The 21,499-nt window shown below is 72.4% G+C and carries 18 protein-coding genes and 1 pseudogene; 8 read left to right on the top strand and 11 right to left on the bottom strand.

Features of this window, described 5'->3' with window-relative positions:
- The first annotated feature begins 19 nt into the window (after positions 1-19).
- The 4 genes from ACH41F_RS10230 to narI are packed head-to-tail and all read left to right on the top strand — an operon-like array spanning position 20 to position 6,526.
- Entirely contained in the window at positions 20-3,712 is a 3,693-nt protein-coding gene (locus ACH41F_RS10230) for a nitrate reductase subunit alpha (RefSeq protein ID WP_398834220.1), read from the top strand.
- Complete coding sequence (gene narH / locus ACH41F_RS10225) at positions 3,712-5,316, top strand: nitrate reductase subunit beta (protein WP_391239483.1); 1,605 nt, start codon at positions 3,712-3,714, stop codon at positions 5,314-5,316. Before ACH41F_RS10230 ends, narH begins: the two co-directional genes overlap by 1 nt.
- Complete coding sequence (narJ, locus tag ACH41F_RS10220; protein WP_391239480.1) at positions 5,316-5,807, top strand: nitrate reductase molybdenum cofactor assembly chaperone; 492 nt, start codon at positions 5,316-5,318, stop codon at positions 5,805-5,807. The genes narH and narJ overlap by 1 nt, the downstream gene beginning before the upstream one ends.
- Entirely contained in the window at positions 5,804-6,526 is a 723-nt protein-coding gene (gene narI, locus ACH41F_RS10215) for a respiratory nitrate reductase subunit gamma (RefSeq protein WP_398834217.1), read from the top strand. The genes narJ and narI overlap by 4 nt, the downstream gene beginning before the upstream one ends.
- A 55-nt stretch (positions 6,527-6,581) precedes the next feature.
- Here the strand turns inward: narI and dnaK are convergent, their stop codons facing one another.
- From dnaK to ACH41F_RS10190, 5 genes and pseudogenes are all read right to left on the bottom strand, one after another.
- A complete protein-coding gene (dnaK, locus tag ACH41F_RS10210; protein ID WP_391239473.1) occupies positions 6,582-8,450 on the bottom strand; it encodes a molecular chaperone DnaK in 1,869 nt (622 codons plus the stop codon).
- A 241-nt stretch (positions 8,451-8,691) separates the two neighbouring features.
- On the bottom strand, positions 8,692-9,120 hold the full coding sequence (locus tag ACH41F_RS10205; RefSeq protein WP_391239470.1) for an OsmC family peroxiredoxin: 429 nt from the start codon (positions 9,118-9,120) through the stop codon (positions 8,692-8,694).
- Between the two features lie 61 nt (positions 9,121-9,181).
- Positions 9,182-9,909, bottom strand: a pseudogene (locus ACH41F_RS10200) (hypothetical protein); the annotation flags it as partial.
- A gap of 92 nt (positions 9,910-10,001) precedes the next feature.
- Positions 10,002-12,077 (bottom strand): phage holin family protein, encoded by a 2,076-nt coding sequence (locus tag ACH41F_RS10195; RefSeq protein WP_391239467.1) that lies wholly within the window; start codon positions 12,075-12,077, stop codon positions 10,002-10,004.
- An 83-nt stretch (positions 12,078-12,160) separates the two neighbouring features.
- Complete coding sequence (locus ACH41F_RS10190) at positions 12,161-12,562, bottom strand: hypothetical protein (RefSeq protein ID WP_391239465.1); 402 nt, start codon at positions 12,560-12,562, stop codon at positions 12,161-12,163.
- An 82-nt stretch (positions 12,563-12,644) separates the two neighbouring features.
- Between ACH41F_RS10190 and ACH41F_RS10185 the strand changes: the two genes are divergently transcribed.
- A complete protein-coding gene (locus tag ACH41F_RS10185) occupies positions 12,645-13,418 on the top strand; it encodes an MBL fold metallo-hydrolase (protein WP_398834214.1) in 774 nt (257 codons plus the stop codon).
- Positions 13,415-14,044, top strand: coding sequence for a DedA family protein (locus ACH41F_RS10180; protein ID WP_398834212.1), 630 nt, complete (start codon positions 13,415-13,417; stop codon positions 14,042-14,044). The genes ACH41F_RS10185 and ACH41F_RS10180 overlap by 4 nt, the downstream gene beginning before the upstream one ends.
- A gap of 148 nt (positions 14,045-14,192) precedes the next feature.
- On the opposite strand, the gene ACH41F_RS10175 is transcribed toward ACH41F_RS10180, so the two are convergent.
- The 5 genes from ACH41F_RS10175 to ACH41F_RS10155 form a co-directional block, all read right to left on the bottom strand.
- Complete coding sequence (locus tag ACH41F_RS10175; protein ID WP_398834210.1) at positions 14,193-14,627, bottom strand: ankyrin repeat domain-containing protein; 435 nt, start codon at positions 14,625-14,627, stop codon at positions 14,193-14,195.
- A 69-nt stretch (positions 14,628-14,696) separates the two neighbouring features.
- Complete coding sequence (locus tag ACH41F_RS10170; protein WP_398834208.1) at positions 14,697-15,779, bottom strand: MBL fold metallo-hydrolase; 1,083 nt, start codon at positions 15,777-15,779, stop codon at positions 14,697-14,699.
- On the bottom strand, positions 15,776-17,023 hold the full coding sequence (locus ACH41F_RS10165) for an aminotransferase class I/II-fold pyridoxal phosphate-dependent enzyme (RefSeq protein WP_398834206.1): 1,248 nt from the start codon (positions 17,021-17,023) through the stop codon (positions 15,776-15,778). Before ACH41F_RS10165 ends, ACH41F_RS10170 begins: the two co-directional genes overlap by 4 nt.
- 155 nt (positions 17,024-17,178) lie before the next feature.
- A complete protein-coding gene (locus ACH41F_RS10160) occupies positions 17,179-17,895 on the bottom strand; it encodes a hypothetical protein (protein ID WP_398834204.1) in 717 nt (238 codons plus the stop codon).
- 136 nt (positions 17,896-18,031) lie between these two features.
- Positions 18,032-18,826, bottom strand: a complete 795-nt coding sequence (locus ACH41F_RS10155; RefSeq protein WP_391239443.1) for a SigB/SigF/SigG family RNA polymerase sigma factor — start codon at positions 18,824-18,826, stop codon at positions 18,032-18,034.
- A gap of 240 nt (positions 18,827-19,066) precedes the next feature.
- On the opposite strand from ACH41F_RS10155, the gene ACH41F_RS10150 reads away from it, so the two are divergent.
- Positions 19,067-20,863, top strand: a complete 1,797-nt coding sequence (locus tag ACH41F_RS10150) for a thiamine pyrophosphate-requiring protein (protein WP_398834202.1) — start codon at positions 19,067-19,069, stop codon at positions 20,861-20,863.
- Here the strand turns inward: ACH41F_RS10150 and ACH41F_RS10145 are convergent.
- Positions 20,817-20,978 (bottom strand): hypothetical protein, encoded by a 162-nt coding sequence (locus ACH41F_RS10145; RefSeq protein ID WP_391239437.1) that lies wholly within the window; start codon positions 20,976-20,978, stop codon positions 20,817-20,819. The two genes, ACH41F_RS10150 and ACH41F_RS10145, sit on opposite strands and share 47 nt — an antisense overlap.
- A gap of 130 nt (positions 20,979-21,108) precedes the next feature.
- Between ACH41F_RS10145 and ACH41F_RS10140 the strand changes: the two genes are divergently transcribed.
- Positions 21,109-21,489: a DUF2795 domain-containing protein gene (locus tag ACH41F_RS10140; RefSeq protein WP_391239434.1), complete on the top strand. Its 381-nt coding sequence runs from the start codon at positions 21,109-21,111 to the stop codon at positions 21,487-21,489.
- The last annotated feature ends 10 nt before the right edge of the window (positions 21,490-21,499 follow it).

Here is a 21,499-nt window from a genome sequence, read left to right as displayed (position 1 = left end):
GGCCAGCAAGGGAGCGCATGTGACCGACACCCAGACCCCGCCCACACCGCCCACGGAGCCGGGGGCGGCGCTGCTGCGCGCCGGGAGGTTCTTCCGGCCGGGCCGGGCCGCGCCCGACCTGCACAGCATCGGGCTGACGGGCGGGCGCGAGGCGGACGCCTTCTACCGGGACCGCTGGAGCCACGACAAGGTCGTGAACTCCACGCACGGGGTGAACTGCACGGGTTCCTGCCGCTGGAAGGTGTACGTCAAGGACGGCATCATCACCTGGGAGACCCAGCAGACCGACTATCCGAGCGTCGGCCCGGACCGCCCCGAGTACGAGCCGCGCGGCTGCCCCCGGGGCGCCGCGTTCTCCTGGTACACGTACTCCCCCACCCGGGTGCGCTACCCGTACGTCCGCGGTGTCCTGCTGGAGATGTACCGAGAGGCGCTCGCGAGGACCGGCGACCCCGTGCTGGCCTGGGCGGACATCCAGGGCGACCCCGAGCGCCGGCGCCGCTACCAGCAGGCCCGCGGCAAGGGCGGCCTGGTCCGCGCCACCTGGGACGAGGCGGTGGAGATCGTCGCGGCCGCACAGGTCCACACGATCAAGACGTACGGCCCCGACCGGATCGCGGGTTTCTCGCCGATCCCCGCGATGTCGATGGTGTCGCACGCGGCGGGCGCCCGCTTCCACTCCCTCATCGGCGCCCCGATGCTGTCGTTCTACGACTGGTACGCCGACCTGCCCGTCGCCTCCCCGCAGGTCTTCGGCGACCAGACCGACGTCCCCGAGTCCGGCGACTGGTGGGACGCCGCGTATCTGATGATGTGGGGCTCGAACGTCCCGGTGACCCGTACGCCGGACGCGCACTGGATGGCGGAGGCCCGCTACCGGGGCCAGAAGGTGGTCGTGGTCGCGCCGGACTACGCCGACAACGCCAAGTTCGCCGACGAGTGGCTGCACCCGCATCCCGGCACGGACGGCGCCCTGGCCCTCGCGATGGGCCATGTGATCCTCAAGGAGTTCTTTGTCGACCGCGAGACGCCGTTCTTCGCGGACTACGTCAGGAAGTTCACCGACCTGCCCTTCCTGGTGACACTCGACGAGAAGGACGGCGGCTACGTCCCCTCGAAGTTCCTGCGCGCCACCGACCTCGGCCACGAGGGGGAGGGCGCGGAGTGGAAGACGGTCGTGCTGGACGCGGCGAGCGGTCGGGCCGTCGTCCCCAACGGCTCCCTGGGCTTCCGCTGGACCGAGTCCGGCAAGGGCCGCTGGAACCTCGAACTCGGCGCGATCGAACCGACGTTGACCCTGCACGGGCAGAGTATCTCCGCCGGCGTCGAGGTCCTCCTCCCCCGCTTCGACACCGAGGGCGGCGAGCACGGCCAGGGTCGCGGTGACGTCGTACGGCGCGGGGTGCCGGCGACCCGGCTGGGCGGGGCGGGCGGCCCCCTGGTGACGACCGTCTTCGACCTGCTGCTGGCGCAGTACGGCGTACGGCGCCCCGACCTGCCCGGCAGCTGGCCGGCGTCCTACGAGGACGCCGAGGCGCCCGGTACCCCCGCCTGGCAGGAGGTGCACACCTCCGTCCCGGCCGCCAAGTGCGTCAAGATCGCCCGTGAGTTCGCGCGCACCGCCGAGCGCTCCAAGGGCCGCTGCATGATCCTGATGGGCGCCGGCACCAACCACTGGTTCCACTCCGAGACGATCTACCGCGCCTTCCTCGCCCTGCTCCAGCTGACCGGGTGCCAGGGCCGCAACGGCGGCGGCTGGGCGCACTACGTCGGTCAGGAGAAGTGCCGTCCGGTCACCGGCTGGGCCACGTTGGCCGCCGCCTCCGACTGGTCCCGGCCGCCGCGCCAGATGATCGGCACGGCGTACTGGTTCCTCAACACCGACCAGTGGCGCTACGACCGGTTCACCGCCGACGTCCTCGCCTCACCGCTCGGTGAGGGCCGGTTCAAGGGCATGACGGGCGCCGACTGCCTCGCCCTGTCGGCCCGTTCGGGCTGGATGCCCTCGTACCCGACCTTCGACCGCAACCCCCTCGAACTCGGTGCCGCCTTCGGCGACCCGGTGTCCAGGGCGGTGGCCGAACTCCGCGCCGGGACCCTGAAGTTCGCCTGCGAGGACCCGGACGCGCCCGAGAACTGGCCGCGGGTGCTGACGTTGTGGCGGGCCAACCTGCTCGGCTCGTCCGCGAAGGGCGCCGAGTACTTCACCAGGCATCTGCTGGGCACCCACTCGTCGTTGAGCGCCGAGGAGGCCGCGGTGGACGAGCGGCCCCGCGATGTGACCTGGCGGGAGGAGGCCCCCGAGGGCAAGCTCGACCTGCTGCTGTCGCTGGACTTCCGGCAGACGTCCTCCACGCTGCTGTCGGACGTGGTCCTGCCGGCCGCGACCTGGTACGAGAAGCACGACCTGTCCAGCACGGACATGCACCCCTACGTGCACTCCTTCACCCCGGCCGTGGACCCGCCCTGGCAGGCCCGCACCGACTTCGACACCTTCAAGGCGCTGGCCGACCGGCTCAGCGAGATGGCGGTCGTGCACCTGGGTGTCCGCAAGGACCTGGTGGCGACCCCGATGCAGCACGACACCCCGGGCGAGATCGCCCAGCCCGGCGGGGTGGTCCTGGACTGGAAGCGCGGCGAGTGCGAACCGGTGCCCGGCAAGACCCTGCCGAACCTGACGGTCGTCGAGCGGGACTACACGGCGATCGGCGCCAAGTTCCGCGCGCTCGGCCCGCTGGTGGAGGAACTGGGGCTGCCGTGCAAGGGGATCGCCCTCAGGCCGGACGAGGAGGTGCGGCACCTGCGCGAGCTGAACGGCACCGGCTACCAGGGGCGCCCCTCGATCGACACCGCCGTGAAGGCCGCGAACACCATCCTCGCCCTGTCCGGCACCACCAACGGCCGGCTCGCCACCCAGGGCTTCCACACCTTGGAGGAGCGCACCGGCCAGGAGATGGCCCACCTCGCCGCCGAGCACGAGGGCAAGCGCATCACCTACGCCGACACCCAGGCGGCGCCGGTCCCGGTGATCACCTCGCCGGAGTGGTCGGGCAGCGAGGCCGGTGGGCGCCGGTACACCGCCTTCACCCTCAACACCGAGCACCTCAAGCCCTGGCACACCCTCACCGGCCGGCAGCACTTCTTCATCGACCACGACTGGATGCACGAGCTGGGCGAGGCGCTGCCCGTCTACCGTCCGCCGCTCGACATGAACAAGCTGTTCGGTGAACCGCGGCTCGGCCCGGACGGGGAACGGGAGGTGACGGTCCGTTACCTCACCCCGCACAACAAGTGGTCCATCCACTCCGAGTACCAGGACAACCTGTTCATGCTCGCCCTGTCCCGGGGCGGTCAGTCGATCTGGATGTCCCCGCAGGACGCGGACGCGATCGGCGTGCGGGACGACGACTGGATCGAGGCGGTCAACCGCAACGGCGTGGTCGTCGCCCGCGCGATCGTCTCGCACCGCATGCCGGCCGGCACGGTCTACATGCACCACGCACAGGAGCGCACGGTGAACGTCCCGAAGGCGGAGGCCACCGGGAAGCGCGGCGGCATCCACAACTCGCTCACCCGACTGATCCTCAAACCGTCCCATCTCGTCGGCGGCTACGCCCAGTTGTCGTGGGCGTTCAACTACCTGGGTCCGACGGGCAACCAGCGCGACGAGGTCACGGTCATCCGCCGCCGCAGCCAGGAGGTCGAGTTCTGATGAGGGTGATGGCTCAGATCGCGATGGTCATGAACCTCGACAAGTGCATCGGCTGCCACACGTGTTCGGTCACCTGCAAGCAGGCGTGGACCAACCGGCAGGGCATGGAGTACGTCTGGTTCAACAACGTCGAGACCCGGCCCGGACAGGGCTATCCGCGCCGCTACGAGGACCAGGAGAAGTGGCGCGGCGGCTGGGAGCTGAACCGGCGCGGGGCGCTCAAGCTCAAGGCGGGCGGCCGCTTCCACAAGCTGCTCGGCATCTTCTCCAACCCCAAGCTGCCGGAGATCAAGGACTACTACGAGCCTTGGACCTACGACTACAAGAACCTCACCGAGGCCCCGCTCGGTGACGACTTCCCCGTCGCCCGGCCGGTCTCGCAGATCGACGGCAAGCCGATGAAGATCGAGTGGTCGTCGAACTGGGACGACAACCTCGCCGGAGCGCCCGCCTACGGCGACCTCGACCCGATGGTCGAACGGACCCGCAGGCAGGCCGCGGACAAGGTCAGGTTCGAGTTCGAGCAGACCTTCATGTTCTATCTGCCGCGGATCTGCGAGCACTGCCTCAACCCGTCCTGCGTGGCGTCCTGTCCGTCGGGCGCGATGTACAAGCGGGCCGAGGACGGCATCGTCCTGGTCGACCAGGACCAGTGCCGGGGCTGGCGGATGTGCGTGACCGGATGCCCGTACAAGAAGGTCTACTTCAACCACCGCACCGGCAAGGCCGAGAAGTGCACGATGTGCTATCCGCGCGTCGAGGTCGGTCTGCCGACGGTCTGCTCGGAGACCTGCGTGGGCCGTCTGCGCTACCTCGGCGTGATCCTCTACGACGCCGACAAGGTCACCGCCGCCGCCTCCACCCCCGACGACCAGGGCCTGTACGAGGCCCAGTTGGGCGTCTTCCTCGACCCCGACGACCACGCGGTGCAGCGGGCCGCCGAGGAGGCGGGGATCCCGTACGACTGGATGGAGGCGGCCCGCCGCTCCCCCGTGCGCGCCCTCATCAGCACGTACCGGGTGGCGCTGCCGCTGCATCCGGAGTACCGCACCATGCCCATGGTCTGGTACATCCCGCCGCTGTCGCCGGTCGTGGACGCGCTCACCGAGACCGGGCACGACGGTGAGGACGCCGGCAACCTCTTCGGCGCCATCGACACCCTGCGCATCCCGCTGGAGTACCTCGCGGAGGTCTTCACGGCCGGTGACACCGCGCCGGTGCGGGCGTCCCTGGAGAAGCTCGCCGCGATGCGCGCCCACATGCGGGCGATCAACCTCGGTGAGGAGCCCGATCCGGCCGTCACCGAGGCGGTCGGGATGACTCCGGGCGAGATCGAGGAGATGTACCGGCTGCTGGCGATCGCCAAGTACGAGGACCGGTACGTGATCCCGACCGCGGCCGTCGGCGACGCCCGCCGGCTGGAGGAGTCGGCGCTGCCGCAGGAGTGCAGCCTCGAGTACGACGGCGGGCCGGGCATGGGCGGCGACGGGCCGTTCGGCCAGGACTCCGGCCGCAAGCTGCTGCCGGTGGTCTCGGTGGAGAACTTCCATGGTCTGCGCAGACGCCAGACCTCCGACGACCCGGCCGACGCCGAGGAGGTCTGATGCCGTCGTACGCCGTTCTGTACCAGGCAGCCGCGCTCTGTCTGACGTACCCCGACGACGACTTCCGCGCCCGGCTGCCGCTGCTGCGTGAAGCGGCCCCGCAGCTGCGGGAGTTCGTGGACCACGCGGCGCTCACCGCGCCGCAGGAGCTGGCCGCGCACTACGTCCAGGTCTTCGACTTCAAGAACCGGCACAGTCTGTACCTGAGTTGGTGGCAGGACGGCGACACCCGGCGGCGCGGTATGTCGCTGGTCCGCTTCAAGGAGGTCTACCGGGCGGCGGGCCTGGAGTTCACCGACGAGGAGCTGCCGGACTTCCTGCCCGCGGTGCTGGAGTTCGCGGCCCGCACCGGCGACACCGGTCTGCTCACCGAACACCGGGGCGGCCTGGAGCAGTTGCGCACCCGGCTGACCGACTTCGGGACACCGTACGCGTCCGTCCTGGACGCCGTGTGCGCCACACTGCCGACCCGCACCGGGGTGCGATCATGACCACACTGCTCTGGGGCGTGCTGCCGTACGTCACCCTCGCCCTGCTCGTCGCCGGACTCTTCTGGCGCCACCGCTACGACAAGTTCGGCTGGACCACCCGCTCCTCGCAGGTCTACGAGTCGAAGCTGCTGAACATCGCCTCGCCGGCCTTCCACTACGGCATCCTCTTCGTGCTGGTCGGGCACCTCATGGGCCTGTTCGTGCCGATGTCGTGGACGGAGACGTTCGGCGTCGACGAGCACACCTACCATCTGCTCTCGCTCTACGGCGGAACCGCGGCCGGCGTACTGGCCGTCGCCGGGATCCTGCTGCTCGTCTACCGCCGCCGCACGAAGGCGCCCGTCTTCCGGGCCACCACCGCCAACGACAAGCTGATGTACCTGGTGCTGCTCGCGGCGATCGCGCTGGGCATGATCGCCAAGCTCACCCATGCCTCCGGCGACGGCTACAACTACCGTGAGTCCATCGCCCCCTGGGCCCGCAGCCTGTTCACGCTCCGGCCGGACATCGACCGGATGTCGGGCGTGCCGGTGCTGTACCAGGTGCACGCGGTGATCGGCATGGCGCTGATCGCGTTCGTGCCGTACAGCCGGCTGGTGCACATGTTCAGCGCGCCGGTGCAGTACCTGTTCCGCCCGTATGTCGTGTACCGCAGTCGCGACCCCAGGCAGCTGGGGCCGCGTCCGGAGCGGCGGGGCTGGGAGAAGACGGACGCGTAGCCCGTGCGGGGCACCGCGAGCCGTCCTCACCAGGGGGACCCCGGCCGGGGTGGCCTCAGGCGGCTCCGCCCTTGTGGTCCTTGTCGTCGTCGACGATCTCCGCGTCCACCACGCCTTCCTCCTCCGGCGGCTCGGACGGCGTCGACTGCTCCGGCCCGGCGGCCGGTTCGGACTGCGCCTGGGCGTACATCGCCTGGCCCATCTTCTGGCTGACGGTGGCGACCTTCTCGACGGCGGTGCGCAGGGCGGCGGTGTCGGCGTTCTGCTCCAGCAGGGTCTTCAGCTCCGCGATCGCCGCCTCCACCTCCGACCGGGTCTCGGCGGGGACGCGTTCGTCGTTGTCCCGGATGAACTTCTCGGTCTGGTACACGAGTTGCTCGGCCTGGTTGCGGGTCTCGGCCGCCTCCCGGCGCTTGCGGTCCTCCTCCGCGTACTGCTCGGCCTCCCGCATCATGCGGTCGATGTCGTCCTTGGGGAGCGCCGAGCCGCCCGTCACCGTCATCTTCTGCTCGCGGCCGGTCGCGATGTCCTTCGCCGAGACGTGCATGATCCCGTTGGCGTCGATGTCGAACGCGACCTCGATCTGCGGGACACCCCGCGGGGCGGGCGGCAGGCCGGTGAGGTCGAAGACGCCCAGCTTCTTGTTGTACGCGGCGATCTCACGCTCGCCCTGGTAGACCTGGATGCCCACCGAGGGCTGGTTGTCGGTGGCCGTCGTGAAGATCTCCGAACGGCGGGTCGGGATCGTGGTGTTGCGCTCGATGAGCTTGGTCATGATGCCGCCCTTGGTCTCGATGCCCAGGGACAGCGGGGTGACGTCCAGCAGCAGGACGTCCTTGACGTCACCGCGGATGACACCGGCCTGGAGTGCGGCGCCGACGGCGACGACCTCGTCCGGGTTGACGCCCTTGTGCGGGTCCTTGCCGGTGAGTTCCTTGACGAGGTCGGTGACGGCGGGCATCCGGGTCGAGCCGCCGACGAGGATGACGTGGTCGACCGCGGCGAGCTTGATGCCGGCGTCCTTGACGGCCTGGTGGAAGGGGGTCTTGCAGCGGTCGAGCAAGTCGGCGGTGAGCTCCTGGAACTGAGCGCGCGTCAGCTTCTCGTCGAGGTGCAGCGGGCCCTCGGCGGAGGCGGTGATGTAGGGGAGGTTGATCGTCGTCTCCGACGAACTGGACAGCTCGATCTTGGCCTTCTCGGCGCCCTCCCGCAGGCGTTGCAGCGCCATCTTGTCCTTGCCGAGATCGACGCCGTAGCTGCCCTGGAACTTCTTCACCAGGTGCTCCACGACCCGTTGGTCCCAGTCGTCGCCGCCGAGGTGGGTGTCGCCGTTGGTCGCCTTGACCTCGATGACCCCGTCGCCGATCTCCAGCAGGGAGACGTCGAAGGTGCCGCCGCCGAGGTCGAAGACGAGGACGGTCTGCTCCTCGCCCCGGTCCAGGCCGTAGGCGAGGGCGGCCGCGGTGGGCTCGTTGATGATCCGCAGGACGTTCAGGCCCGCGATCTCCCCGGCCTCCTTGGTGGCCTGCCGCTGGGCGTCGTCGAAGTAGGCCGGCACCGTGATCACCGCGTCGGTGACGTCCTCGCCGAGATAGGACTCGGCGTCCCGCTTCAGCTTCTGAAGCACCCGCGCCGACAGCTCCTGCGCCCGGTAGCGGGTGCCGTCGACGGAGCCCTGGTCGGGGAAGCGCCACTCCCCGTCGCCCATGTACCGCTTCACCGAGCGGGCCGTGCGCTCCACGTTCGTCACGGCCTGCCGCTTGGCGACCTCCCCGACGAGCACCTCGCCGTTCTTGGCGAAGGCCACGACCGACGGTGTGGTCCTGGCCCCCTCCGCATTGGCGACGACCGTGGGGTCGCCGCCCTCCAGGACGGCCACCACGGAGTTCGTGGTCCCCAGATCGATCCCGACCGCGCGTCCCATCGCTGTCCCCTTCCGCCAGGGCACTTCCCGGACTCCAGCACAAAACTTGAGCGCGCTGTTGTCAATGCCGCCTGCCCCGAAAGGCGCGTATCCCTCGAAACCGCGTTCCCCTCGAAACCGCGCCCCCCGAAGGCTCGTACCCACCGACGCGTACCCCCAAGGCGCGTACCGCCGGGTACCCCGAAACGGCGGATGCCGCGCCCCTCGCGGGGACGCGGCATCAAGGCCGTGGGAACGGACCTCAGGCGAGCTTGGCCGACAGGGTGATCGGCACGGCCTTCAGGGCCTGGCTGACGGGGCAGTTCACCTTGGCCTGCTCGGCCGCGGCGACGAAGCCGTCCTCGTCGAGGCCCGGCACGGTGCCCTCGACGGTCAGGTGGATGCCGGTGATGCCCTCGCCCGGCTGGAAGGTGACGTCGGCGGAGGTGGTGAGCTTGGTGGGCGGGGTGCCGGAGCCCGCGAGGGCGTGCGAGAACGCCATCGAGAAGCAGCTGGAGTGGGCGGCCGCGATCAGCTCCTCGGGGCTGGTCTTGCCGTTCGCCTCCTGGGTGCGGGCAGCCCACGTCACCGGCTGCTGGTCGATGGCGCCGGAGGAGTCGAAGGAGACGACCCCGTTGCCCTCGAGCAGGTTGCCTTCCCAGACGGTGTGTGCGGAGCGCGTGGTAGCCACGGTCAGTCCTTTCATGGTGTCCCGGTTCCGGGTTGTCGGACCCATCCGATCACACTCGGGCTCACCGCACCCTGAAGACCGGCCCGCGGGCGCTGAACGGCAGCCTGGCCCCGTCCGGGATCAGATACGCGTGCTCGCGCCGCACCCGCAGCACGTCGCACCAGCCGTCCGTGATCACCAACACGGGCGCGCCGGGCGGGAAGTCGTCCGCGCGGTGCAGCAGGTCGACCCCGGGTTGCAGGACCGTGCCGCCCCGTCCGCGCACCCGGACCCGGCCCGCGATCTCGGTGACCGGCAGATACCCCGCGTCGTACGGGGCGGCGTCGCAGAACACCACGCGTGCGACCGGTACGTCCCGGGCCTCGGCGTAGGAGGCGATGGCGCCGAGCGCCTTGCCGAGGAGGGTGCGGTCCATGGAGCCGGAGGTGTCCAGAACGACACCGAAGGTGCCGTGGGCGATCTCCTCGGGCGGGAACCAGCGGCCCGCCGGGGGATGTCGGGGGTGGACGACTGGCGGCGGGAGGGCCGGGCGTACGACCGCAGCGGCTCGGGGCGGGGCACGAACTCGTCCAACCAGCGGGCCAGTCGGGCGTCCCAGGGCAGCGGAGGATGGGTGAGCGCGCGGATCTCCTCGACAAGCCCGCCCGGCAGGAAGCCGCGTTCCTGCCGCTCGTGCAGGTCCAGGCCGTGACCGAGGCCGCGGCGGTAGAACTCGTCGAGGTCGACGTAGTCGCGCGGCGAGCCGAGCGGGCCGCCGAGGGCATCACCGAGCCCCTTGCCGCGCAGGGTGGGCCCCCTTCCCGGGGCGCACACGATTTTCCGGGCGCTCGGCGGGAGGAGCCGTCCGGCGGAGCCGCCCACGGGTACGGCGGACCGGGCGGTCACGCCGCCTGTCGGTCCTCGCCCTGACGTACCGTCAGCGGGACCTGAGGGCCGTCCGATTCGCGCAGCCAGCGGCGCAGGACGCGGTGGACGTGCTCGGCGCCGACGAGTTCCTCGTCCTGCGCCACCGGCGCGGACAGGACCACGGGTGACAGCAGGAACGGCTTTCCCTGGGCCCCGCCGAGGCCGCCGTGCGAGCCGATCTGCTCCTCGAAGGCGAGGACTTCGCCCTCGGCCGGGTCGTACCAGGAGTTGACCATGATGTCGGCGGTGTGCGCGAAGCCGTGCGTACGGCGTACGGCGTCGGCGGCGCCCGGTCCGAAGGCGGCCAACGGGCCCGGGTTCCTGTCGAGTTCGTCGACCGGGATCTCGGTGTTGAACGGGCCGAGCACCACGCCCCCGTGCTGCTCGCTGCGCACGAGGAGGAAGCCGATGCCGGGATGGTTGGCGAGGGTCGTCAGCAGGGCGGGGTGCCGGGCGTCGATCTCCTCCTTGCTCATCCGGTGGTGGACGTCCGGGAAGGAGATCAGACCAAGGTTGCCGGAGGCGAGCACCAGGGGTTCCGATCGGCGGCTGGAGGGCCGGTGCTGCTCGCCGCCCTCCTCGACGGGCCGGCGCAGCGCGGCGCGCACGGCGGCGCGGGCCTCGGCTCCGCTGTGGGTGCGGCGCGCCCTGCGCGGCACGGGCAGCCCGCAGCCGGCCCGCACCAGGTCGCCCAGGGAGAGGCCGTAGCGGGTGCGGAAGGTCTCGCCGGGACTCTGGCCGTGGTCGGACAGCACGACGATCCGGTAGGGGCGCGGGGCGTGCTCGACGACGTTCTCGATCAACGCGAGGGAACGGTCGAGGCGTTCGAGGACCTTCTCGGCGTCCCGGCTGTGCGGCCCGGAGTGGTGGGCCACCTCGTCGTAGGCGACCAGGTCGGCGAAGATCGCGGTGCGGCCGGCGAGCATGTCGCCCATCACGGCGGCGACCACGACGTCCCGCTCGACGACGGTGGCGAAGGCGCGGATGAACGGGTAGAGGCCGCCACGCTTGACGCGCGGGCGGACCCGGCGCATACGGGCCCGGGTGGACTGGCCGATCTCCCGGCCGACCTCGGCGAGGAAGGACAGCGCGGTGCGCACGGCGTTGGCGGGGTCGGAGAAGTAGGCGAAGTATCCCGCGCGGGAACGGGTCTCGCGGCTGCGGCGCCGGGTGGCGATGGACAGCACGAGGGCCTGCTCGTCGGCGCCGCCGCTGAAGAGGTTGCCGCGGCTGGCCCCGTCGGCGCTGAGCAGCCCGCCGTCGCCGGTGCGCTCGACCGCCCGGCGCTGGAGTTCGGCGGCGCTGGTGGGGCGGTTGCAGACCATCACCTCCTGGCTGTCCTTCTCGTACCAGCGGAAGGCGGGCACGTCCTCGTTGCTGCCGTGCAGGATGCCGAGCTGGCTGGCGCCGGTCTGGCTGGACCAGTCGGTGCGCCAGGGGGTCAGGCGGTGGCTGCCGTCCAGCCACCGGGCGACGGTGGGCATCAGGCCCTTGTGCACCGCGGCCAGCAGGACGTCGTGGCCGACGCCGTCGAGCTGGAGGAACAGCGTTCCCGGGGTGGAGGGGCCGGCCGGGCCCGATCTGCGGCGGCGGTCGGCGAGCCGGTACAGGCGGCGCCGGTAGGCGTCGTCGTCCCGCACCGCCAGGGCGGCGCCGGTGGCGGAGGCGACGGCCGACATCACCGCGGCCACCACGACCGCGGTCTCCGGTGCGGCCGCACCGCGCTCGGCGGGGTTCAGGCCCAGCGCGACCAGGAGCAGCGCGCCGTTGAGGAAGAAGACCAGCAGCCCCAGGACGAGGGCGGGCACCAGCAGCAGGAGCCGTACCAGCAGCGGCCAGAACAGGGCCGACAGCACACCGAAGGCGCCGGCTCCGAGGGCCGCGGTGACGGCGATGTCGGTGGCGCTGTCGCCGTCCTCGGACCGGAGCCGGAAGTCCGGCAGGATCCCGGCGAGCACGAGCATGGTGACGGTGGAGACCGCCCACACCGCGACGCTCCGCCCCGCCTGACTGGCGACCCGCCGCCAACGCCCGCCTCGCACGCCCCGCACCTCACGTCCCCGGCCCGTCGCCGGTGCGGGCCTGTCCCCACCCTGTCACAACGGATCGAACCGGCCCGGTGTCCCCCAGGGGGTCAGCGCCCGTCGTACCCGGCCGTCGGCATCGACAGCCGGCGGTGGACCCGGGCCTTCATCTGGGCGTCGTACGACGGCTCGGCGCGCCCCACCGTCTCCACGCGCACCCCGCGACGTGCGCACTCGGCGGTGAACTCCTCCACGTCGGACAGGGCGCTCTCCAGGACCCGGCGGCTGGGCGCGACGAAGAGGTCGGTGCCCGGGCGGACGCCGTCCCACAGGACGCAGTGGTCGGCGCGCAGGCCGCGGACGAGCAGTTCCCGGCTGACGGTGTAGCCGCGCTCCGCCGCCCAGCGAGCGCACATCGCGTGCTGGCTGCGGGAGTCCACCAGGAACGGGTCGGCCTCCAGCTCCTCCAGCGGCGTCAGACTCGCGATCGCCGTCACGCGGACCGGTCCCATGGCGTCCCCTCACCTCCGGGTTTCGCCGCCGACCCTACTCCTGCCCGTAGGCTTCGGGGAGTCGCGCGAAGGAGGCAAAGAGGTGCCGGTGGAGATCACCTGGTGGGGTCACGCGACCTGTACGGTCGAGGACTCGGGCGTCCGTGTGCTCACCGATCCTCTGTTCGCCCGCCGGCTCGCGCATCTGCGCCGCCGCCGGGGCGCGGTACCACCGCCGAACGCCTGGCGGGCCGACGTCGCGCTCGTGTCCCATCTGCACGCCGACCATCTGCACGTCCCCTCGCTGCGGCGGCTGGCGCCGGGCACGCGCCTGCTGGTGCCCCGGGGCGCGCCACGGGCCGTACCGGGACTGCGCCGGCTCACCCATCTCCAGGTCAGCGAGGTCTCCCCGGGCGACGAGACGGTGGTCGGGGACGTGCTCGTACGGACCGTGCCGGCCCGGCACGACGGCCGGCGGCTGCCTGTCGGACCGCACCGGTCGCCCGCGCTCGGGTTCGTCGTCGAGGGCGAGGCACGCACCTACTTCGCCGGGGACACCGCCCTGTTCGACGAGATGGCGAAGGAGGTCGGGCCCGTCGACGTGGCGTTGCTGCCGGTGGGCGGCTGGGGGCCGTACCTCGGTGAAGGGCATCTGGACCCGGGGCGGGCGGCCGAGGCCCTGGCGCGGCTGGATCCGGTCAGCGCGGTGCCGGTGCACTACGGCACGTACTGGCCGATCGGGATGGACGCCGTGCGCCCTCATGAGTTCCACGCGCCCGGGGCGGAGTTCGTGCGGCTCGCGGCGGAGCGGGCGCCGGGTGTGGCGGTGCATCTGCCGGCGCACGGACAGACCGTGCGCCCCGGGGTGACGCGGTGAGCTGGCTGGCGGCGGTCCCGACGATCGTGCCGGAGTCCACGCAGCAGGCGCTCGGGTATCCGTCCTTGTTCCTGCTGGTGCTGATCGGGGCGCTGGTGCCGGTGATCCCCACGGGGGCGCTGGTGAGTTCGGCGGCGGTGGTGGCGTTCCATCAGACCGCGCCGTTCGCGCTGGCCCTGGTGTTCGTGACGGCGTCGCTGGCGGCGTTCCTCGGGGACGCGGCGCTGTACTGGCTGGGGCGGCGCGGGATGACGTCGAAGAACGGCTCGCGCTGGCTGGAGGCGATCCGTTCGCGGGCACCGGAGGACCGGCTGGCGCAGGCCCAGGAGAAGCTCGCGGATCACGGGGTGGGCGTGCTGGTGCTGTCCCGGCTGGTGCCGGCCGGCCGGATCCCCGTCATGCTGGCCTGCCTGATGGCGAAGTGGCCGATGCGCCGGTTCGTCCGCGGCAACTTCCCGGCCTGCCTGGCCTGGGCCGTCACCTACCAGCTGATCGGGATCCTCGGCGGTTCGCTGTTCCGGGAGCCCTGGGAGGGCGTCCTCGCGGCGATCGTGCTGACCGTGGTGGTCAGCACGGCACCGAGCGCCTGGCGCCGGGTACGCGGGACCGCCAAGGCCCAGGGGTGAGCGGCGGGCACGATCGGAACGGCCGGGTCGGGGCGCGCGGGTGCGCGTCGGCGGCAGGACCCGCCGGGCCCAGGGGTGAGCAGCGGGCACGATCGGGACCGCCGGGTCGGGGCGCGCGGGTGAGCGTCGCCGGCGGGACCCGCCGGACCTAGGGACGCGCGGCGCGCAGGTGTGCCCCGGCTGTGCGCAGGAGGGCGGCGGTGTCGGGGTGGGGGCCGTTGTCCGCCCAGTCCAGGGGGGCCCAGCCGGTGCCGTGGTCCTCGCGCACGTTCGGGTCGGCGCCGTGGGCCAGCAGTTCCCGCACGGCCTCGGTGTGGCCCCAGCAGGCGGCCGCGCACAGCGGGGTGCCCTGCGAGCCGTCTCCCGCGCTCTCGGTGTCGGGGCTTGCTCCTGCCTCGAGGAGCAGACGGGCCACCCCCGCCTGCCCCTGCACCGAGGCCAGGTAGAGCGGGGTGGCGCCGTCGGCGTACCGTCGCTCCGGGTCCGCGCCGCGCCTGAGCAGCGCCCGCACGCGAGGGAGGTCACCGGCGAGGGTCGCCGTGAAGAGGTGGCGGGAGAGCTTCTTCTGCCGGCGCTGCTTCATGGAGGGCGAGGCTAGCGATCACGGGCGCGGGGCGACCACTGATTTCCGCCCGACCAGAGCCCTCCGCCGCTACTCCAGGACGCGCGACCCGCCCACCGGCAGGTCCCACAGGTCCTCGCGCGCCAGCCCCGCCAGCTCCCACGCCGCCCGCACCCGGGTCAGCGGCTCCAGCACCGGCTCCGCCGAGAGCACGAACGTGCCCCAGTGCATCGGCGCCATTCTGCGCGCCCCCAGGTCCTGCGCCGCCCGCACCGCCTCCTCCGGGTCGCAGTGGACGTCGCTGAGCCACCAGCGCGGGTCGTAGGCGCCGATGGGCAGCAGGGCGAGGTCGATGCCGGGGTAGCGCAGGCCGATGCGGCTGAACCAGTGCCCGTAGCCGGTGTCCCCGGCGAAGTAGACGCGCTGTCCGTCCCGGTCGGTGAGGACCCAGCCGCCCCACAGGCTGCGGCAGGTGTCAGTGAGGGTGCGCTTGGACCAGTGGTGCGCCGGGACGAAGTCGAGGCGGACGCCGTCCAGTTCGGCCGCCTCCCACCAGTCCAGCTCGGTGACGCGGGTGAACCGGCGCCGGCGGAACCAGGCACCGAGCCCGGCGGGCACGAACACCGGGGTGTCGCGCGGGAGGCGGCGCAGGGTGGGGGCGTCCAGATGGTCGTAGTGGTTGTGGCTGATGACGACGGCGTCGACGCGGGGCAGGGCGCTCCAGGCGATGCCGACCGGGGTGATCCGGGCCGGGGTGCCGAGGATGCGGCGGGACCAGACGGGGTCGGTGAGGACCGTCAGCCCGCCGATGCGCACCACCCAACTGGCGTGTCCCGCCCAGGAGACGGCGACCGTGCGGGCGTCGACGCGGGGCAGCGGGCCGGGTTCGAACGGCAGCCGCGGAATGTCGGCGAGACCTTCGGGATCGGGCCGGACGGCGCCCTCGCGGGCGAACCGGGCCATGGCCTTCAGTCCGGGCAGCGGTGCGGTCAGCCGGTCGTGGAAGCTCCGCGGCCACACCCGGCGTTCGCCCAGCGGCCGGGGTTCGGACAGTTGCGGGGGTTCGGACAGCGGCGGGAACGAGGGCGCGAACAGGGGTGCCGGTGCCGCCGCCGGATCGCCGGCCTCCCGGGTGGTCGTACTCGTGCTGGTCGACTCGGACTGCTGCGTCATCGAGGAGGCTCCCATCGCTGAGCGTCGTCGCGGAGATCGTCGAACGCCGACTTCAGACTGATCAACGCACGGTGCAGGTGCGGCAGTTCCAACGGTGCGGGGGAACTGAGGCATTCCTCGAGTTCCGTGTCCGTACCCGCGAGCAACGCGCCCGTGGACAGCCGTACCCGCAGGGCGCCCAGGTCGTCGCCGAAGCGATGGCCGCCGGGTGCGGGCAGACCGAGCCGGGCGGAGAGGAACTCCTCCAGGTCCTGTGCGTCGCCCACGCCGTGCGCGCCGAGCGCGGCGCGCAGGGGGCCGAGGTCGACGTAGATATGCCGGCCGGCCTGCGGGGGCAGGGCGATGGCGCCCGCCGAGACGACGGCGGTGTGCGCGGCGGCGGCCACGCGCGCGTGCAGGCGTACGGTGGCCGCCACGCGCGCGGTGACCGGCTCGGGTTCGGTGAGCGCGTACCGGGCCGCGGCGGCGACGGGGGCCGCGACGCGGGCGCCGAGGGCGGTGAGGACGTCCAGCACGCGTGCGTGCAGGTCCTCGCCCGCCTCGCTCGCGGGGAAGCGGGCGACGGCCGCGGGCCAGCCCGGCGGGAGCAGCGCACCGGCCAGGTCGGTGACGACGGTGACGTGCTCGGGGAGCATCTCCGCGGGGCCGATCAGCACCGTGGCGTGCGGCGCGTGCACGGTGTCGCGCCAGGTCTCGTCGCTGACCAGGTGCAGCCCCTCGGCGGCTGCGGCCTCCACGGTCTCGTGCAGCACCTCGGGCGGTGCCACGGTGGCGGTGGGGTCGTCGGCGACGGACAGCACGAGCAACCGGGGGTCGCCGCCCTCCTCACGGACCCTGCGCACGGTCTCCAGAAGGGCGTACGGGTCCGGGACACCGCCGCACTCCGCCGGGGTCGGCACATGGAACACCGGTCTTCCCAACAGGCGCGCGTACGGCGCCCAGTAGGCCGCGCACGGCCGGGGCACCAGCACGTCACCGCCGATCGCGGCGGTCAGCGCGACCAGCAGCGCGGGCGCGCCGGGGGCGGCCACGACACGCTCCGCCCCGGTGGCCCGTCCGCGCCGGGACCAGTAGCCGGCGGCGGCCTCCAGCAGGGCGGGTCCGCCGCCCACGGGTTCGCTCCCGCCGCGGACGGCGGCCGCGGCGAGCTCGGCGGACAGCTCGGGAAGGACGGGCAGGCCGTCGTCCGGGAGCTGCGGCCCGTAACGGACGGGGCCGTGGCCTTCCGGGTCCGTCCGCCGCATCGGTACCTCCGGGTGAGCTGCTGTTGTCGCGGTGCCGTGGGGCGTGCTCCCCGGTGCCCCTGTGTACGACGGGACGGCGCCCTCGGGGTCCGCGTACCCAGGGTGGCGTACTCCGATAGGGGTCCGCTCGAGTTGCGCCGGTCACACGCCCCGGCTCAGGACTCGGCGCGCGGCCCCCGGCGATGCACCCGGTAGGCGGCCGCGCCGAGAGCGCCCGCGATCAGCAGACCGCCGGTGACGAGGGCGGGTACCGAATCGGTGAAGGCGCCGCCGGCTCCGGCCCGCACGCCGCGCTGGACCGGGGCGGCGGAGCAGTGCTGGGTGGCCGGGTCGGTGCAGGTGTGGCCCGCGTCGGAGCCGGGGCAGTGCTCGGTGCCCGGTTCGGTGCAGGTGTGGCCGGCGCCGGAGCAGTCCTCGCGGCGGGGTTCGGCGCAGGAGGGGACGGCGCCGCCGTGGGTCACCGTGAAGGTCGCGCTCCACTGCTTGCCCTCCCCGCCCGCCGCGCCGGGGCAGGTGCCGTCGACGGTCCAGGCGGAGTCCGGGCCGACCCCTTCGGGACCGGCCTCCAGGTCCTCGGCCGACGCGATGCGGGCGGTGCCGCGGTAGGCGGGCCCGGCCACGTCGTCCTCGTTTCCGGGGACCAGCTGGAGCGGTACGGCCACCTCGTCGAAGGCCTGCGAGGTCGCCTCGATGCTCGGGGGTGCCGCGCTGCCGTCCGGGTCGCAGGAGACCGAGACGGTGACGCTGCCGCCCGGACGGGCACTGCCGGGGCTGACCTCCGCGGCCGGGTCCGCGAAGGCGACCGGCACGGCGACGCCCAGGGCGAGACCGGCCAGAACGGCGACGGACAGGGCACGGGCGGTGCGGCGCATGGGTGGGCTCCTTGAGCCGTCGGCGGTAAGGGCACTCCGCCATCACAGCCCGCCGGGCCGGGGCCCGCGCGCGGCCGGGCCCCATTAGCGGGACCCGCACACCCGATCGGGTGACACCGGGTCCGGCCAGATCCGGCTAGACGACGTCCCTCATCACCTGCTCGCGCACCTGCCCGCAGGAGCGGCTGATCAGCCGGGAGACGTGCATCTGCGAGATCCCCAGCTGCTCCGCGATCCGTGACTGGGTCATGTCGCCGAAGAAGCGCATGTACAGGATCGCCCGCTCCCGTTCGGGCAGGGCGGCCAGCCGTGACCGCACGGCCTCCCGGTCCACCACCGTGTCCAGTGCCGGATCGGGGGAGCCCAGCGCGTCGCTGAGCGAGTAGCCGTCCTCGGTCCCCGGCAGCCCGGCGTCCAGGGACAGCGCCGTGAAGCTCTCCAGCGCCCCCAGCCCGACGAGCACGTCCTCCTCGCTCATCCCCGCGTGCTCGGCGATCTCCGCGACGGTGGGCCTGCGGCCCGAGACGGTCTGCGACAGGTCCTGGGCGGCGAAGCGGACGCGGTTGCGCAGGTCCTGGACCCGGCGGGGCACGTGCAGGGTCCACATGTGGTCGCGGAAGTGCCGCTTGATCTCACCCGTGATGGTCGGCACGGCGTAGCTCTCGAAGGCGTTGCCGCGCTCGGGGTCGTAGCGGTCGACGGCCTTGACGAGGCCGAGCGCCGCGACCTGGCGGAGGTCCTCGTAGCTCTCGCCGCGGCTGCGGAAACGTCCCGCGAGCCGGTCCGCCATGGGCAGCCACGCCTCGACGGTCCGGGCACGCAGGCTGTCGCGCTCCGGGCCGGCGGGCAGCGCGGCGAGCCGGCGGAAGTCCTCCGCGGTGTCGGGGGCGTCGTCGTGCGGGTGGTGCCTCGCGCTCGCTCGAGTGGACATCGTGCGTCCCAACTCCCTTGGTCGCGCTCTGGGTAGGACGGTCACCGTGGGAGCGCGGGCGCGGCCGGACAGAGACAGCCGGGGCGGCCTCACGGGCCTCTCCCACGGGTGTGCCTCCTGTCCGAAGCACTGTTCCTGCGCCTGCCCGCACCCCCCGGCGGCAAACCCGGTCCAGGTTTTCCCGGACCCCGTACGGTCACTCGGCAGGGGCCCATCCCCTGCGTCCGGGAGGTCCCCTTCATGAGCACCAAGGTCTCCGACCACGTCCTGCGACGACTGCGCGAGTGGGGTGTGGACCATGTGTTCGGCTACCCGGGCGACGGCATCAACGGCCTGCTCGCCGCGTGGGGGCGGGCCGAGAACGAGCCGCGGTTCATCCAGTCGCGGCACGAGGAGATGTCGGCCTTCCAGGCGGTCGGCTACGCCAAGTTCAGCGGCCGGCTGGGCGTCTGCGCGGCGACGTCGGGGCCGGGCGCGATCCACCTCCTGAACGGCCTGTACGACGCCAAGCTGGACCATGTGCCGGTGCTGGCGATCGTCGGCCAGACGCACCGCACCGCGATGGGCGGCTCCTACCAGCAGGAGGTGGACCTGCACAGCCTGTTCAAGGACGTCGCCTCGGACTTCGTGGAGACGGTGACCGTCCCCGAGCAGCTGCCGAACGTCCTGGACCGCGCGATCCGCACCGCGTACGCGCGCCGCGCACCCACCGCGATCATCCTCCCGGGAGACGTCCAGGAGCTCGAATACGCCGCGCCCACCCACGAGTTCAAGATGGTGCCCTCCAGCCTGGACCGCAGTTCCTGGACGACGGTGCCGTCCGAGGAGTCGCTGCTGCGGGCGGCGGAGATCCTCAACTCCGGTGACAAGGTGGGGATCCTGATCGGACAGGGCGCCGCGGGCGCGCGGGCCGAGGTGCAGCGGATCGCCGAACTGCTCGGCGCCGGGGTCGCCAAGGCGCTGCTCGGCAAGGACGCGCTCAGCGACGAACTGCCCTATGTCACCGGCGCGATCGGCCTGCTGGGCACCCGTCCCTCGTACGAGCTGATGCGGGACTGCGACACCCTGCTCACCATCGGATCCTCCTTCCCCTACACGCAGTTCCTGCCGGAGTTCGGCAAGGCGCGCGGCGTGCAGATCGACATCGACCCGCACATGATCGGGATGCGCTATCCGTACGAGGTGAACCTCGTCGGCGACGCGAGGGCGACCCTTCAGCGGCTGATCCCGCTGCTGAACGGCGAGGAGCGCGGGCGCGAGTGGTTCGACACGGTGTGCGACAACGTGACGCACTGGCGTGAGGTGACCGGGCGGCGGGCTGAGCTGTCGGCCGACCCGATCAACCCGGAGTACGTGGCGCGCGCCCTCGACCCGCTGCTGCCGGACAACGCGATCATCAGCTCCGACTCCGGCTCGGTGGCCAACTGGTACGCGCGGCACCTGACCCTGCGCGACGGCATGCGCTCCTCGCTCTCCGGCACCCTCGCCACGATGGGCTGCGGGGTGCCGTACGCCATCGGAGCGAAGTTCGCCCACCCGAACCGGCCCGCGATCGCCCTGGTCGGTGACGGGGCGATGCAGATGAACGGGCTGGCGGAGCTGGTCACGGCGGCGAAGTACCGGCATCTGTGGGAGGACCCGCGCCTGGTGGTGGGGATCTGGAACAACCGCGACCTCAACCAGGTGACCTGGGAGATGCGCGCCATGGGGGGCGCCCCGTCGTTCCTGCCCTCCCAGGAGCTCCCGGACGTGCAGTACGCCGCGTTCGCCCGCTCGCTCGGCCTGACCGGCATCCGGGTGGAGAAGCCCGAGGACGTCGAGGCCGCCTGGCGCGCGGGGCTCGAGGCCGACGGGCCGGCGGTGATCGAGTTCCTCACCGATCCCGCCGTACCGCCGATCCCTCCGCATGCCACCTGGGACCAGATGGAGGCCACGGCCGAGTCGATCCTGCGGGGTGACGCGGACCGCGGCTCCATGATCAAGCAGGGGTTCAAGGCAAAGATGCAGGAGTTCCTGCCGGGCCGGGGGAAGAAGTAGCCGGCAGCGCCGCCGGCTCCTCCCGCTCCTCGGGCAGCAGCAGCTCCTCGTAGCGGCCCAGTGCGAGCACCGTGCCGAGCATGAGGAGCGGGATGAGCACGGTGAGCAGCACCATGACGTTTCCCTCCCCGGGATCACGTGGGGGGTGTCCGCCGGGTCTCCTCGCAAGCGGCGCACAAACCCCTGTGTCGGGGTCCGGTCCTCGGGTACGCGGACGCCACTTCCGAAGATCTGGAGGAAGAGCAATGCAGCGAGGCAGTGACCGCCTGAGCGTCCACCGCGACGACGAGATGAAGCACGAGCTCCAGGGCCTGCTGAGGTCCGGGCACCCCACCCGGGCCGAGGAGTGGCACGACCCCGAGCCGACCGCCGACGACGATCCGGTGATCGCGGGCGGGCCGGTGGCACCGGGCCGTTCGGGGGCGTCGCTGGGGGTGGTCCGGCTGGAGCTGGCCCGGCATCTGAGCCGCGGCGCGTTCCCGGCGAGCCCGCGGCACCTGGCCGGGACGCTGCGCCGCGCGTACGCCCCGGACCCCCTGGTCGACGCGGTGGAGGAACTGCCCGACGAGCAGTACACGACCGTCCAGGAACTGGCCGAGGCACTGACCCGGCCGCAGCAGGCGTAGGGCCCTGCCG

The sequence above is a fragment of the Streptomyces sp. NPDC020489 genome, assembly GCF_044386545.1.
GTDB lineage: Bacteria > Actinomycetota > Actinomycetes > Streptomycetales > Streptomycetaceae > Streptomyces.
This window is presented reverse-complemented; position numbering and strand designations above follow the sequence as displayed.